This is a genomic window from Fibrobacter sp., assembly GCF_045112255.1.
In the GTDB taxonomy this organism is placed as follows: Bacteria; Fibrobacterota; Fibrobacteria; order Fibrobacterales; family Fibrobacteraceae; genus Fibrobacter.
In genome coordinates this window covers 17,419-32,767 of sequence record NZ_JBGUHR010000119.1, presented here as the reverse complement: position 1 = coordinate 32,767, position 15,349 = coordinate 17,419, and the positions used below count along the sequence as shown (strand labels likewise).

Genomic DNA, 15,349 nt, shown 5'->3' with positions numbered 1-15,349 from the left:
GGACTCAAAGGGTTCGAGTTTCAATATTTTTTCACAGCAACTCCCATCAAATAGACGAATGAGTTTGGGAAGGATTCCCGGTAACGCAATTAAAAGCTTGTATGGCTAATCGTTGTGCATTTGTTGGCATCGCCACCAATTGAACATCACCAACAGTAAATCCAGCCTTTTCAATGTTATCTGCAAAAACTAGTAAGCGACCGTCTGTGTCCGGATTATAATCATCACTTGATGGGGCATTCACCAGCGTTTGGAAATAATCTCCAAACGGATAGAATTTTATCGTCTGCTTAGGATACCCCTCACAAACAGAGCTATTGCAAACAATCAAGAAATCCATTCTCATTTCATCAACAGCACCGTCGCTACACGGCGTAGCAACACGTTTAATCCGCATTACACGACTTTTGGGACCGTTACCAACAGCAAAAATATCGTACTCATCGTCCAAGTGCTCAAAAATAGGATATCCCGGAGTACGAACCTTAAACTCACCATAGGTAAATTCACCCAATTCCATAAGAGTTGTGTAATCTTCGGGTGCTGTTGAGGCTTTTTCGTCACCGCACCCGACAAGGAGCAACAAAGCCGTTAAAAGAGTTATTCGAACCAAAGGCTGATACATCATACATTTAAAATAACATATTTTAGATGTTTTAGTCAATGGCTTAACTAATAAAGGACTAAATTTGGATACATTTCTATGCTTAAAAGGCATAGAATGCCATAGTAAATAAGTAATTGCTATTTCGATGGATTTTTGTTATCTTAAGAGCATAAAGGGGACCGCAATGAAACGCATAATACTCATCCTTTTAACATTCCTCATTGGAGTCACTATGGCTGCCGAAAAGAAAATCCTTATCGCGTATTATTCGCGCGCCGACGAAAACTACGGTGTCGGAACAATCACCAAGGGCAACACCGAAATCATCGCCGAGATGATCGCGAAAAAAACAGGCGGTACGCTCTTGCATGTGGAACCCGCAAAGGAATACCCCAAGAAATACGACGACTGCATCAATGTTGCGAAGAAGGAACTCGCGCAGAACGCACGCCCGGCAATCAAGCCCGTGAACGTGAACCCCGAGGACTTCGACGAAATCTACATCGGGTATCCGGTGTGGTGGGGCGAAATGCCGATGCCCATGTTCACCTTCCTCGAGAAGTACAATCTCAAAGGCAAGACGATTCACCCGTTCATGACGCACGAAGGTAGCGGCCTTTCGGGAGTCGCGAAGCTCAAGAAAGTGACGGGCGCAAATGTGACTGTGGGCCTTGCCATCTACGGGCATGTCGCGCAAAACGAACGCGAAAAAGCGCAGAAGGAAGTGGACAAGTGGGTAAAATAGCCCGCCGTACATTAGATATCGCAATGGCCGTGCTCACCCTCATTTTGATGGGTGGGAACGGTCTTTTTTATAGTGCTTTGGGCGACTTGTTTGATGGCGCGCTTGACAGCGGGTTGATCCACGAAATTTTAGGCGTTGTCTTATTTATCCTTTGGATGGTTCACATTTTTTGGAACCGTGCGTGGATCAAAGGCGTGCTTAACGGCAAATACAATGCGCTTCGAACCGTGCAGACGGTCATTAACGCGGGCGTTATCGTTTGCGTTTTGTTCCTGATTGTAAGCGGAGTGATGCTATCGAACCACGTGTTTTCTTGGCTCGGTATTGAAAGCGGAGCAAGTTTTGCCCGCAACGCCCACATGCTTGCGAGTCATTGGTACTTGGTGTTTGTATCGCTCCATATCGGGCTGCATTTGTCGATGTTTATTAAAGACCGTGTTGCAATGGGGATTGTCGCGGCACTTGGTGCTTACGGAATTTACGCCTTTATCACCCGCGGCCTCTGGAAATATCTTACACTCCAGCAACCGTTCTTCTTTTTGGATCTAGAACACGGCTATTTGCTGTTCGCGCTAGATTACATCGCCATCATGGCTCTGTTTGCGATGGTGATGCATTTCGTGATGATGGCAATGGTCAAATATTCTCGTTGACGAAAAAAGTGCAATTTCGCATTCATAAAAATGCTATTTTAGCAATTGATGAAAACGATTAAACAAAATTTCCTTTTGATGATTGCGGCAGCGCTTTTTGCAATTTTCGCCGCAGTTGTTGAAGGATCTTTTGTTTATGACTACGATGTTGAATTAAGGTCAAGCGTCGAATTAAGCGACGCCGAATTCAACCAAAACGCAGCTTCTGAAAAATCACATCTTCTTTCGCGTGAAGTTTCGTCAGAAGCTGTTTCGCTCACACGCAGAGCCAGGCAACAGACGCTTTCGCGCACTTTGCGGAACGCAGGTTTTCAAGGAGTCGGCGGACGCGATACCGCAACATTTAAATGGAGCACAAAGCACACTGTTCAAAAAGCAGTTGCATCTATCGGATCGCATAATGTTTTTCCGACACCCCTTGCGTATCAAATTCCCAAAGAATACTATGTATTCACGCTAAAACGAATACTTTGTTAACAAGTTCTTTCTCTCAGCATAGTCCCGCTGTGCGGGCAAACATCAAAATCTAAACATTTAACAAAGAGAAAGAAAATGGAAAACATTTCCAAAATGGAGATGGCGAACGCCCTCTTCAATCAAATCTATATCAAGACTGAAAAATGCTTTTTCGGCCTCAAGACCAAAGTCACCTACGCTCCGACAAATTCTCCCGTCGTGGGGACCTACCTGGAATACACCCCCGCAGAAGGACAGAAAGCGAAAGCAATTCTGGAAGCCGCCCCTGCCGAACTTGACGCAGTCCTACAAAAGAACGGTCGCCCACAAACTGGCGAGAACGGGAACATGAAACTGAATCTCTGCTATTCGCGAGACCATGAATTTGCGGCACTTCACTTGCAGCAATTTTCGGGATTCGAATACCGCACGATTATCGAAACGCGATTTGCCGTAGGCGACGAAGCGAAAAAGTTGCTCAACGCATTCATTAAGTAAACCAAAATAAAAGCGGATGTTGAAAGCTCGGCATCCGTTTTTATAGAACCTAATCTTGTTCTTCAAACGGAACTAAGGTAACGCAGTTCCGTTTTTTCTTGGATACATAGAGCGCTTTGTCGGCAAAAGAGAGCATGTCCGAAACGGTTCCATCTCCAAATGTTCCGCCAAAGCTCATCGTTAATTTCACATTCGGGTAATCTTCAAGTTTGATTTTTTCTGCCCGAGCCCGCATCTGCTCAAGTCTGTTTTTCAACACTTCATGGCTGATGCCCTTGAACGAAATTAAGAACTCATCGCCACCATAACGCACTACGCGATCCAAATTACGAACAGAAGAACTCAATATCGCCGCTACGGCAGCAAGAGCCGCATCACCGCACTGATGGCCATAATTGTCATTAACATCTTTGAAAAAGTCAATATCAGCCATTACGACCGCTTGACTATTACGCGACGATAGTTTATCATCAAAATACTTACGGTTCATCACCTGTGTCAACGAATCTCTGTAGATTTTATCGTTTATTTCCGTAATTTCGTTATTCTTGTCGGTAAAGCCAAATAAGGTTGTCTCTTCGCCAGTTCGCACAACCTTCATTTCAACATACTGACCGATTTCGTTGTGAAATATCTTTGACAAGCTGCTACCAACCGGCAAGTATTCTTTAATATAGGACTCATCGGCCACTTTTCGGAGACCATCTCGGTCATCTTCTTGAACAACTGTATTGATAAGTTTTTCAACAAGAGGCTTAAACGGGGGCAGTTCTTTCGTAGAGCTTAGCGCACTTTTGATTCGATCGCTAATGCGAAATATTTCCACCTTTTCTGTTACAAAATCGACGCTGACAACGGAGGCGTATCCGTTCATAAGCGCATTGATCATATTTTGCTGTTTGCGATTCTGTTCCAAGAGTTCTTTCTCTTGTTCCAGCTTAGTCATTTGCGCATTCACATTTTCGACAAGGAACAGAACTCGACGTAGAGGTTTTTCATCGCCTACGCGCACAAATATCGCCTTACTCCAACCGTGAATCTTTCCATGAAAAATTTCTGAAATAACATTTGTATTTTTAAGGCGTTGTGGCAATGTCGAAAGAATCGTAAAATTCCTGATGGTTTCAACACTTTCTGGGCATGCAAGATTCACCATGACATTGGTAAGACTTTCTTGTGGGGAATTGCCGCATTTCATAAACTTATCGATGAATTCGTTCGTCTTGATAGGAAACGCCGTGTTATCCTCAAGATCAATTACATGCATCGAAATATACAGTTCAGTAGTAGCGTAAGTTATAGCAGTGAAAAACTCCGCAGAGTTCACTGGAAATTCTGCTATAAATTTTTTGCAATCGCCCATAACAGTTACCAAGAAAAAATCATTGCTCCCGACACCTACAAAAATATAAACATTTCAGTGAAAAAGGTTTATTCCTGCAATAATAATTCTATTTTAAACACCGATGAAGACCATTAAACAAAACTTCTTTTTGATGATTGCGGCTGCAATTTTTGCAATTTTAGCCGCAGTTGTTGAGGGTTCTTTTGTTTACGATTATGATGTTGAATTAAGATCAAGCGTCGAATTAAGCGACGCCAAATTCAATCAAAGCGCAGCTCCCGAAAAATCACATTTCCTATCGCGGGAAGTTTCGTCCGAAGCCGTTTTGCTCACGCGCAGAGCTGGGCAACAGGCACTTTCGCGCACTTTGCGGAACGCAGGTTTTCAAGGAGTCGGCGGTCGCGATGCTGTAGCATTTAAATGGGGAGCAAAGCACACCGTTCAAAAAGCTTTTGCAACGATCGGAACACACAATGGATTTCCGACACCCCTCGCATATCAGGTTCCCAAAGAATATTACGTATTCACACTAAAGCGAATACTTTGTTAACAAGTTCTTTCTCTCAGCATATATTCCGCCGTGCAAACAAACGGCAATAATTAAACTTTTAACAAAGAGAAAGAACAATGGAAAACATTTCCAAAATGGAGATGGCGAATGCCCTCTTCAATCAAATCTATATCAAGACTGAAAAATGCTTTTTCGGTTTCAAGACCAAAGTCACTTACGCCCCGACAAATTCACCAGTCGTGGGAACTTACCTGGAATTCGCGCCCGCAGAAGGGCAAAAGGTGAAGGCTATTCTGGAAGCATCTCCTACCGAACTCGACGCCATTCTGCAAAAGAACGGTCGCCCGCAAACTGGCGAGAACGGGAATATGAAACTGAATCTCTGCTATTCGCGAGACCACGAATTCGCAGCATTCCACTTGCAGCAATTCTCGGGATTCGAATACCGCACGATTATCGAAACACGATTTGTCGTAGGTAACGAAGCGATAAAGTTACTTCAAGCATTCATTAAGTAAACACAAAACAAAAGCGGATGTCGAAAACTCGGCATCCGTTTTTACATTCTAAAAGTTTTCGTTAAATAAATATATCAGGCATTGCTACAAGCAACTCACACGATAATTGAAAACGCAAGCAATGACCTGAAAACTACACAGAAAACTACACTGAAGACTACACTGAAAAACTACACAGAAAGCAAGAATAACCCAACGCATTCCCCACAACCGCTCAACTTACCGGCCCGTTGCCGTCAGGTACGCACAGACTGCCGTATAATATCCTGTGACAGCTTCGGTGTAAGAATCTGTCGCCTGTTGGCGTAATGTTTCAGCTTCAAGCAGATTGCTGAGCGTCACCGTACCCGCATTATAGAATTCACGTTGCGTGCGCAGGTTTTCTTCGGCCTGGGCAATGGCATCGCGGCTGATTTCAATTTGCTTGAAAGATTCATTCAACGTATTCCATTTGGCGTCAATATCCACTTTAATCAAGTTCTTGTTTTCCACTTCATCAATTGCCGCCTTTTTCGCCTTTAAATCAAGTTTCGCGGTAGAATAGCTATTGCTCCACCAATCCGAAATCGGCACCGTAAGCGACGCAAAAAGCACTCCATTTACAGCATCATCGTCGAGCAAGTTTTGATACAAAAGGCTCGCGCCCACAGCAACCGTAGGCAGCACTTTGCCGCGTTCCATCGAGCGTTCCTTTTCGGCAGCTTCGCGACTGATGGCGAGCAGCTTGCTTTCGGCACGGCGTTCAACGGCATCGTCAGCAGAAATTGCGTAAGATTCAGGCGGAGTAATTTGCGACAAATCAGCATCAGCAAGGTCAAAGTCAGCATTGTCGCGGTTCATTTGCCGAGCCAACATCAACTTTGCAACCGAGATTCCATTTTCAAGCTTCAGACGATTGCTTTGCAGCTTTTTCTTTTCGAGTTCCACACGGAGCAAATCATTCTTGACAGCGACACCTGCATCTACAGCAACCTGGACATCGCTATAAATTCCATCCACTTGCTTTTCGGCTTCGGCAAGCGTTTTCAGTTTTTCCTTAAGCGAAACAATGAGCCAGTAATAAGTCTCCGTATTCTTGCGGATTTCCTTTTCAGCAAGAGTCTCTTGCAACTTTGCAGCGCGGGTCCCAATTTTGGCGAGCTGATTTCCGTTATAAATTTGACCACCCACAAAAATCGGCTGGATTAAAGTCAAATGCCCGATAATACCTTTATCGACCATTCCCATATTAAATGTCGTCGGAAGCCCCGCCAACATAGATGGGTCAATCCCCGCCTGCATCATAGCAGGGGCCACTTGCTGCCCGAAACTTTCCATTTCTTTGGACAGGTCCATTTTTTGCTTTACCAAGAAATCGTTCGCGATAAAGGCAAAGCCGCCGGCAAACACCTTCGGGAAATACGCCGGGAAAGCACTCCCTTCCGTTTCTTCGGCCATTTGGCGATTCACTTTTGCACTCTTCAGCGTGGCATTATTTTCGCGGGCAAGGCGCAAGCAATCATCAAGCGTATAAACATCCGCCGCAAAAGAAGCGGAAACGCTAAAAGCAATAAATGACAAAATTAATTTTACATTATCCATAATAAACCTCTTTAGATCCTTCGACTTCGCCCTTACGGGCTTCGCTCAGGATGACACGATTACCCTTCCTACCGCCTACTGTCTACTAGCCCCTTTTCTGCGTCTGAATTTCATACAACTTACGCCCCAATAGGCAACGGGCAGCACCGTCAAAATCAAGCACATCGTCACAAGCGTTCCCCAGAAAATGATGATTGCCATAGGCACCCAAAGGCCGTCCCCGCTCAGCATCATCGGCAAGACACCCGCAGATGCCGCCGCCGAAGTCAGGAATATCGGGCGCATACGCCTGAGTGCCGAATTGTAGATGGCATTTTTAGAATCCAAATGTTCGTCACGCTTCAATTCTTCGGCATAATCAATCATGATAATTCCATTACGCACCATGATTCCAAGCAAGCTCACCATGCCAAGAACACCCGTAATCGTGAAATCCAAATCCATAATCCACATAGCAACGCCCGTTCCAAAAGTGGATAGCGAAAGCAATGAGAAAAGCATTAAAGCCGTACGAATTCTACGGAAGTGCCACACCATGATAAAGAACATCATGGCAACCGCAACAACGAGACCCTTAAGGAGGCCAGGGAGCGTTTCGATAACAGAGGCCGCTTCGCCGCCCAACTCTAATTTAACCCCATCATCTGCGGTCAGCTTTTTCAAAGATTCAAAATGCTTTAAAGCAAGGTCATTCGCACTGACGCCAGACGAGACTTCCGCAGAAATCGTCACCGTCGGGAGACCGTTTCTTCTATCGCGAGCGCCCTCGTTAAATACAGGCGAGAATTTCGCAATCTGGCGGAGCGGTGCATTGGCAAGCCCACCATAAGTTGCAATTTTTTCGTTTTCAAGATCCGAGAAACTCGCAGAATCGGCATGAGTTCCTTTAAGCACTACAGGCACATTTTTATTACCTTCCCAAAGCGTTGCTATCGGGAACCCCGCATTGTAGCGAGAAGCAAGCATCGCCTCAAGAGAGAACTGGTTCACTCCAAGCTTTGAAGCGTTTTCATCAAGCGATACTTTTACGCCACTCAACGGTTCTCCATAAGAACTGCGAACAAGATAAACTCCCGGGAGACCGCGCAAATAATTTTTCACTTTATCACTTGCAATTCTACGACTTTCATCCGTCCCTTCAGAAATTCGAATTTCTATGGGCGACGCGGCATCGCTAAAGCTGAGCTGTTTAAAACGCACAAATACATTTGCAAAATGGTCCACATACTTTTCCGAATACTCCTTGATAATTTCATCTGTCGCATGAGCACTTTCGGTATTTACAATAAACTGAGCAAAATTTTCACCCGCAAATTGCGGCGCATAAGTCATGTGAAAACGCGGCGAAGACATTCCCTTGAATGTCGTAATGTAGGTAACTCTTGGATCCTTTTCCAAGATACGCTTCATGCTATCCGCCACGGCAGAGGTCTGATTAATCGAAGTCCCGTTCGGCAAATAAAATTCTACAGAGAACTGGTTGCGTTCTGCAATCGGCATAAGCTTTATGGGGCGAGAAATAATCATAACCGCGCCCAAGACAACACAAATAAGCGCCGCGAGAATGGTCAATTTCGGGAACCTGAAACAAGTCCTTAAAACGCGTTCATAAATAAAGTTCGAGATACTTTCAAAAGAAAACTTGCTCTTCTTTTTCGTTTTCGGCTTCAAGAAAGCGAATTGCAAATAGGGAACAATAAATATCGCCACGAGCAAAGAAATCGTAAGGACAATCGTCACCGCCCACGGGAACGTTGTCACGAAATCGCTAAACATTCCATTCATCGTCACCAAGAACGGGAAGAAGGTAATGCTTATGGCAAGCGTAGCCGAAAAAATCGATTTCAAGAAATGCACGGCACTATGTTCTGCCGCTCTCCAACGTGAGCCAGGTCCATAAATTCGTTCTTGATAGTCATCCAATATCACGATGGAATTATCCACAATCATTCCCAGCGACACCATCAAGGCCGCAAGCGTCACGCCGTTTATTTCGTAGCCAAGACCAAAGAAAAGCCCAAGCGAAATGAAAATGGATATGGGAATAGTCGAAGCCGCAATCAGAGCCACCTTGAATGGCTGCAACAGAACGACCACAAGAATAACCGCCAATACGGCAATCAAAATTTCTCTCAAAAAGTCTTCGATGCTCTTGCCGACAACTTCCGTCTGGTCCGTAATGCGGAACATCTTAACTTCTTTAGGCAAGCTGCTTTCAAAATCCGATAGCACCTGTTTGATTTCCTTGCCCATTTTCACGATGTCGTGGCCTTTTTTCATTTCGACGCTAAGCATCACGCACTTGTTGCCGTTCACCTCGATGTAAGCCGTACGATCAGGATATTCGCGTTCCACACGAGCAACATCTTTCAGGCGAACCACACTTCCGTCAGACGCGCTAAAGACTATTGTTTCGCGAACGCTTTCTAAAGAATTCACGCCGCTTTCTACATAAATCGGGTGATTGTATTCGCCATCCCTCAAAGTTCCCGCAATATTCACGAGACCTTGCCCCGAAAGGAATGCCGCCACCGACTTGTAGCCTAACCCATACTGGGAAAGTTTATCGTTGTCCAGATAAATTGAAATCTGGTCTTTTTGTTCGCCAAAGCGCGTAATGCGACCAACACTTTCAAGCGGCCTTAAGTTATCTGCAAGTCCGTCAAGATATTCACCCAATTCACGATAAGTCTTATTCTTACTTTCTATCGCCAACAGCATCGATGAAGCATCGCCAAAATCATCCATCACGATGATTGCAAGGACTCCCGCCGGCAAGCTCGACTTGAACTGCAAAACACCATGCTTGAAGCGACTCCAAAAGCCATCTTTGTCATACACGTAATCTTCGAGCACCACCTGAACAATCACCATGCCATCGCGAGTCGTAGATATCGTTTTACTTTTTTTGACATCGCCGTAAGTGAAGATGTAGTCTTCAAGCGGTTTCGTGACGCGGTCTTCGACTTCTTTTACAGTTGCACCGGGATAAACAGCAATCACGACGCCCTGACGCACCGTAAATTCAGGGAACTCATTTTTTCGGTTGGCAGAAAGGCCATAAACGCCAAACAGCACCAAAAAGCAGCAAAGCATAAACACAATGCCGCGATAGCGCATGGCGATTTCAACAAAGGAACGTTTCTTTTTCATAAAATCCCCCTATTGAACAACAGTCTGATTAGCCGTCTGGACGCGGTCACCCTCGCCCACCTTAGACATACCCTTTACCACAACGGAATCACCATCGTCAATTCCCTGCACCAAAAGCTGTGAACCATTTCCTAGAGAGGTTTCAACATTTTTTCTCATCGTTTTTCCACCACGGACAACCCAAACAAAAGAACGATTGTATTCATCCAAAAGCACAGCAGAAGCAGGGAGTTCAACACCCGTCACAGAATTTTTGCTATCAATGGACATTTCCAAAAGCATTCCCGGCAAAAGTTCGCCGCTCTTATTTTTCAGTTCCGCTTCGATTTGGTAAGAACGCGAAAGCGGGTTTGCAGAAATCCCCTTATTTGTAATCTTCCCTTCAAAAGCTTTATCGCCAAGCGCACCGACGCGAACTTCAACCTTATCGCCCACATTGAGCATAGCAACATCTTTTTCAGGAACGGCAACGACCGCCTTAACCGTCGCAATATTCACGATGCGAAACACAGGAGCACTCGGCACCACATTCTGCCCGACTTCGAGCGATTTTCCCGCAACAATTCCCGTTGCAGGAGCGTAAAGTTTGCAATCATCCAGCGCCTTTTGCGCAAGCTTTTCCGCCGCAATCGCTTGCCTGTACTTACTTTCAACATCCATCCATTGGATTTCCGAAATAGTCTTGTTCTCATGCAACTTTTCCATACGAGCGCGAGCGTCTTCGGCCTGCGTTTTCAACGCGGACGCGATCTCCAAAGCGTTCTTTGCAGAGGTATCATCCAAGGTCGCCACAAGCGCACCCTTGTTCACCTTTTTGCCTTCAGCCACATGCATCGACTTTACCGTTCCTGGCGAAGAAAAGCTCACCATCGTAGTCGCGACTTCGGCTACAGAACCCGCATAACGCAAAGAGCTGCCGACATTTGAATTTTTGGCGACAATAGTTTCGACTTTAACTATCGGCGTTTGTTTCTGAGCGGTTTTCTTGTCATTGCGAGAATTGAAGTCACTTTCGCAAGCAACAAGAGACAATATCAAAAGAGGAAGTATGTACAATTTCGTATTCATACTTTAAAAAATATGATTTAGGCTCGTCAATTATAAGGTTAAAATTTCGCCAAAAACAGAAATTTTTACCATAATTTACACTTTTTAGTGCTTATTTAGGCAAAATTGAGGTAATTTTTACTAGGAGCAATTTTAAACATTCATTATTCGATTTTATGAAAAGAAAGCCTACAAACGCAAATAACATAAAGAAAGCCGACCTTTCCCTATTAGATTTTTTAAAGCAGTCGAACACTGTTCCTGGGAAAATTGTCTTTTTTGAAAACATTGAAGGGCTAGACACATCTGGCTATTTTTACCTACAAGGTCTTGCATTGTTTTTGATTGAAAAAGGCCACAGCACAATCGAAGTGAACACAACAACATACGAGTTGGAAAAAGGCTGTATTTTTGTCGTTTTCCCCGGGCAAATCATCCACGTTATTAGCATAAGCAATGACATTAAACCGTTATGTATCGCATGCTCTATCGACATGATGAACGACTTAATGTCACAAGTCAAAGACAGCTTACAACTATTCCAGCATGCAAAGCAATCACCATTCCAGCAAAGAGACGGTGAAGAATTTGAACAAATAAAAAAATCGTTCCGGCATATTCAAGAGAAAATAAAAGTCACAAAAGGCAATCGTTACCACTATCAAATCATCAAAAATCTTGTGATATCCACCGCATTCGAATGCATCGACATTTTAACCGAAAAATGCATTGAGCCACAAGGATCTAACCGCAAGAAAGCATTATTCAACGCATTCTTGCAAAAAATCGAAGAAAATCACCGCGAGAATCACAGCGTCAAATATTACGCCGACGAACTCTTCATCACCCCAAAATATCTTTCTACAGTCATTGAAGAAATGAGCGGCAAAGGCGCAAAACAATGGATTGACGAATACATCGCCCTAGACGCCAAGGTCCTTTTACAATCAACGCAAAAAGACATTCAAGAAATTTCAAACGAGCTGAACTTTATTGACGTAGGCTTCTTCGGGAAATTTTTCAAGCGAATGACAGGGATGACGCCCAAAGCATTCCGCGAGAAAAAAGAATAAACATTTCAAAAAAAAATGTATGGATTCTCCTTCGGAGAATGACTAATCATTATGATATTGAAAATTATTCAATTACAGTCTCTATAGTTTTCCGTCATCGTCTTGACGAGCTGTTTTTCATTCCCTGAAAGCGGATACTGTTCTACGATTTTGCCATGTTCCATGCGAATCACGGACTGGCAGCTGTTCAAAATAAATTCGGGATCGTGTGTAATCACGAGTAGCGTTTTTCCGCTAGCGGCAAGCTTTTTAAGCGTTGCAGAAACAGCAAGCATTTGCCTATAGTCAAGACCGCTTGTGGGTTCGTCAAAGACGACGACATCGCAACCGCTCGAAATTCCGCTGCCGATGGCGACACGCTGTTTTTGCCCACCCGAAAGAGCCATCGGATGATTGTCCGCATACTGCTTAAGATTTAAGCCATCAAGAATTTCAAGAGCCAAATTCTCGTCTTGCGGTTTCATGCCGAGCAAGACTTCATCCAGAACGCTTTCGGTGAAAAGCTGATGGTTCACATCTTGCATAATCAAATACGTGCCGCGCTTGCGAGCTGCACGCTTTTGACGCCAAGAGCCTTGCAATCCGCACAGCACCTGCGCAAGCGTTGATTTACCTGCACCGTTATGGCCGATAAGCGCCGTAATTTGCCCACACGGGAGTTCAAGACGGTCAATGTCCAAAATCGGATGCTTGCGATGGTAACAGAAAGTAAGGTTGTCAAATGTTATGGATTGCTTCGCTTCGCTCGCAATGACGTTATTAGGTTGGTGTGGTTCGGCACGTTCACTCAACATTCCCAAATTCATGCATCGGAGTCCAAGGCTCGATGCGTATGCAGCGCCTTTGGCTTCAAGTTCGGCAGGAGTCCATTCGTGTGCGATTTGTCCATCCTTCACATAGCAAATTCTATCGGCGACATCGCGCAAATAGTAAAGGCGATGTTCCACGACAACGACCGTTTTTCCCGCCTTCTTCCATCGTGCAACAATTTCCTTCAAATCCGCAATCGTCTTGAGATCCAAATTTGCAGAAGGCTCATCCAGCACAAAAATTTCAGGCCCCGTCGCCGAAACGGACGCGCACGCAATTTTCTGTTTTTCACCACCCGAAAGATTAAAGATGCTACGGCCCAGCAAATGCTCTAAATGAAATTCCTGAACAACATTAGCTACGCGCCGCTTGATTTCTTCGGGATCCATCCCCATATTTTCACAGCCAAACGCTAGCTCGCAATCCGTATCAATGTTGAAAAATTGCGAACGCGGATTCTGGAAAACGGAACCCACAGTTCTTGAAATTTCGGCAAGCGTCATATCGGCGGTATTCTTGTCGCCGAGCAGCACATCGCCATCCATCGTTCCCGAATGGTAATGCGGAATCAAGCCGTTAATAAGCTTTGAAATCGTCGTCTTTCCGCAGCCCGACTCACCCGCTAGCACAACGCATTCGCCCGAACGAATCTCCAAATTCAAGTTCTTGAGAATCGCATCGTCCAAAGAATCAGAGTAAGAGAAGGAAACGTTTTTTAAAGAGATGTTCATAGGCAATTATAATGGATTGCTTCGCTACGCTCGCAATGACATGACAGCACTAATTTCGGAGCATAAACACAACAAGGACTGCAATACAATAAATCCATACAACAGCATCCACCCAGCGGAATCCGATCGTCGCAACGCAGGTGCGTTTTGTTTCCGCCGAGAGGCCACGCGTTACCGCCGCAATCGAAAGTTCATCGCCAATTTTCGTAATGGATACCAAAAGCGGAACCAATCTGTATTCAAGAAAAGCCACAGGATTTTTTAGTGTCCGCAAACTGAACAAGCGAATTCCACGCATCCGCATCGCATTGCCAATCGCACGAGATTCATCGAATACCGTCGGAAAAAAGCGAATCATCACAATCAATGGGATTGTCACCTTATTCGAAATATGCATCCGCGACATCCCCGCCAAAAATTCATTCACCTTGGTCGTCGTGATGACATAGTAGAGAACAAAACAAACCGGCATAATGCGGAACATCAAAAACAACGACGCTAGAATAATGGTGCCAGAAGCTCCAATATCCAAATTTTTCACTTGACCAAAGAAAAACGCTGCACTCAAATAAATCAAAAAGAAAGTACAAACAAATTTCCACTTTCCTTCAAACAATAGCAAAATAGACGCAGCTACAACCATCAACAAGCTATAGGCGAGCGGAGCGGTAAAAATCATTCCATTCGCCGCCAATGCTAAAATCAGTTTTGTCCGCGGATCCAATGCAACCGCAAGACTCCTAGATTGCTTCGTCACTTCGTTCCTCGCAACGACGTCATCTCGCAAGTCCGATGCGGTCAAAATGCTTTTTCATCACACGACGGGCAATGAAGCCGCCCACCACAGCGCCAGCAGCACCAAATCCAAAAAGCCCAATCAAAGGCCAATAGCTGTTCGAAAGTTCAGCCAAGTGAGCGATATAGGCGCTATCACAAACAGAACTGCAATATGCCAAATATTCTTCAGTCGAAGACCAAAGCGGAATCATCATCGAAGATGGCACAAAGCTAATCATCACATTTGCAAGCAGGCAGCCGACAAAATTTTTATGGAACAGCTTTAAGCAAAGGCCCGCTAAAACGCCATAAACAACGCAAAGCAATCCAAAAGAAATTCCGTGACCGGAGAACACCATCACAACGCCGAAAAGGGCGCAAATCAGCACACAGCAAAGCAAAGGTCTTTCAACCTTCGAAAAGAAAAGGAACAACGGAACGCTCGTCACCAGGCTCACCATGCATGTGGAAACCACAATAAACGCAGGAATAAAACCGATGCTCGCTCCAAGTCCAGAAAGCACAAGGTAAAGGGCGCCGAATATGCCCACGTTCACGAGGTCACGCACCAATGTATTCGAAGATTTTTTACCAGTTTTTCTCGTATTGCTCATAGTCCATTCTCTATTGTTATCTAGCACTCTATTCTGTCAAACGATGCAATTCTGAAACCGAATTCCTTAAATTTGTCATTCTCCGAAGGAGAATCCATACTGTTCTAATTCACATTTGTTTTAGCGGACATCTCCTTATACAGTTCCGATTGCATTTTTTTGGCGAAAATAGAGAAATTTTTCCATTAAATTCTACTCCGTTTAGACGCAACTTAGCCTAGTTTAATATT

At 44.6% G+C, this 15,349-nt stretch carries 15 protein-coding genes; 7 read left to right on the top strand and 8 right to left on the bottom strand.

What is annotated here, in order from left to right:
• Nucleotides 1-46: 46 nt before the first annotated feature.
• Nucleotides 47-718 carry a hypothetical protein gene (locus tag ACJMM9_RS15015; RefSeq protein WP_405328707.1) on the bottom strand — a complete coding sequence of 224 codons (672 nt, stop codon included), beginning with the start codon at nt 716-718 and terminating at the stop codon, nt 47-49.
• A gap of 73 nt (nt 719-791) precedes the next feature.
• Between ACJMM9_RS15015 and ACJMM9_RS15010 the strand changes: the two genes are divergently transcribed.
• The 4 genes from ACJMM9_RS15010 (at nt 792) to ACJMM9_RS14995 (ending at nt 2,959) form a co-directional block, all read left to right on the top strand.
• Nucleotides 792-1,352, top strand: a complete 561-nt coding sequence (locus ACJMM9_RS15010; protein ID WP_405328704.1) for a flavodoxin — start codon at nt 792-794, stop codon at nt 1,350-1,352.
• Nucleotides 1,340-2,005: a DUF4405 domain-containing protein gene (locus ACJMM9_RS15005; RefSeq protein WP_405328701.1), complete on the top strand. Its 666-nt coding sequence runs from the start codon at nt 1,340-1,342 to the stop codon at nt 2,003-2,005. Before ACJMM9_RS15010 ends, ACJMM9_RS15005 begins: the two co-directional genes overlap by 13 nt.
• Nucleotides 2,006-2,053: 48 nt before the next feature.
• Nucleotides 2,054-2,482, top strand: coding sequence for a hypothetical protein (locus ACJMM9_RS15000; RefSeq protein WP_405328698.1), 429 nt, complete (start codon nt 2,054-2,056; stop codon nt 2,480-2,482).
• A gap of 75 nt (nt 2,483-2,557) precedes the next feature.
• On the top strand, nt 2,558-2,959 hold the full coding sequence (locus ACJMM9_RS14995; RefSeq protein ID WP_405328696.1) for a hypothetical protein: 402 nt from the start codon (nt 2,558-2,560) through the stop codon (nt 2,957-2,959).
• A gap of 49 nt (nt 2,960-3,008) precedes the next feature.
• On the opposite strand, the gene ACJMM9_RS14990 is transcribed toward ACJMM9_RS14995, so the two are convergent.
• Entirely contained in the window at nt 3,009-4,322 is a 1,314-nt protein-coding gene (locus ACJMM9_RS14990) for a GGDEF domain-containing protein (RefSeq protein ID WP_405328693.1), read from the bottom strand.
• 103 nt (nt 4,323-4,425) lie between these two features.
• On the opposite strand from ACJMM9_RS14990, the gene ACJMM9_RS14985 reads away from it, so the two are divergent.
• Entirely contained in the window at nt 4,426-4,854 is a 429-nt protein-coding gene (locus tag ACJMM9_RS14985) for a hypothetical protein (protein ID WP_405328690.1), read from the top strand.
• Nucleotides 4,855-4,931: 77 nt separating this feature from the next.
• The gene (locus ACJMM9_RS14980) at nt 4,932-5,333 is read left to right on the top strand and encodes a hypothetical protein (RefSeq protein ID WP_405328687.1); all 402 of its coding nucleotides are present in this window, start codon (nt 4,932-4,934) and stop codon (nt 5,331-5,333) included.
• 219 nt (nt 5,334-5,552) lie between these two features.
• Here ACJMM9_RS14980 and ACJMM9_RS14975 read toward each other — a convergent pair whose 3' ends face one another.
• The 3 genes from ACJMM9_RS14975 to ACJMM9_RS14965 all read right to left on the bottom strand — a co-directional run bounded on the left by ACJMM9_RS14975 (nt 5,553) and on the right by ACJMM9_RS14965 (nt 11,135).
• The gene (locus tag ACJMM9_RS14975; RefSeq protein ID WP_405328684.1) at nt 5,553-6,914 is read right to left on the bottom strand and encodes a TolC family protein; all 1,362 of its coding nucleotides are present in this window, start codon (nt 6,912-6,914) and stop codon (nt 5,553-5,555) included.
• Nucleotides 6,915-6,989: 75 nt separating this feature from the next.
• Entirely contained in the window at nt 6,990-10,067 is a 3,078-nt protein-coding gene (locus tag ACJMM9_RS14970; protein WP_405328681.1) for an efflux RND transporter permease subunit, read from the bottom strand.
• Between the two features lie 9 nt (nt 10,068-10,076).
• Nucleotides 10,077-11,135, bottom strand: coding sequence for an efflux RND transporter periplasmic adaptor subunit (locus ACJMM9_RS14965; protein ID WP_405328679.1), 1,059 nt, complete (start codon nt 11,133-11,135; stop codon nt 10,077-10,079).
• 155 nt (nt 11,136-11,290) lie between these two features.
• Between ACJMM9_RS14965 and ACJMM9_RS14960 the strand changes: the two genes are divergently transcribed.
• Nucleotides 11,291-12,187, top strand: coding sequence for a helix-turn-helix domain-containing protein (locus ACJMM9_RS14960; protein ID WP_405328676.1), 897 nt, complete (start codon nt 11,291-11,293; stop codon nt 12,185-12,187).
• Between the two features lie 68 nt (nt 12,188-12,255).
• On the opposite strand, the gene ACJMM9_RS14955 is transcribed toward ACJMM9_RS14960, so the two are convergent.
• The 3 genes from ACJMM9_RS14955 to ACJMM9_RS14945 are packed head-to-tail and all read right to left on the bottom strand — an operon-like array spanning nt 12,256 to nt 15,119.
• Nucleotides 12,256-13,728 (bottom strand): ABC transporter ATP-binding protein, encoded by a 1,473-nt coding sequence (locus ACJMM9_RS14955; protein ID WP_405328673.1) that lies wholly within the window; start codon nt 13,726-13,728, stop codon nt 12,256-12,258.
• 49 nt (nt 13,729-13,777) lie between these two features.
• Nucleotides 13,778-14,485: an energy-coupling factor transporter transmembrane component T gene (locus ACJMM9_RS14950; RefSeq protein ID WP_405328670.1), complete on the bottom strand. Its 708-nt coding sequence runs from the start codon at nt 14,483-14,485 to the stop codon at nt 13,778-13,780.
• A 19-nt stretch (nt 14,486-14,504) separates the two neighbouring features.
• Nucleotides 14,505-15,119 (bottom strand): MptD family putative ECF transporter S component, encoded by a 615-nt coding sequence (locus ACJMM9_RS14945; RefSeq protein ID WP_405328667.1) that lies wholly within the window; start codon nt 15,117-15,119, stop codon nt 14,505-14,507.
• Nucleotides 15,120-15,349: the final 230 nt, after the last annotated feature.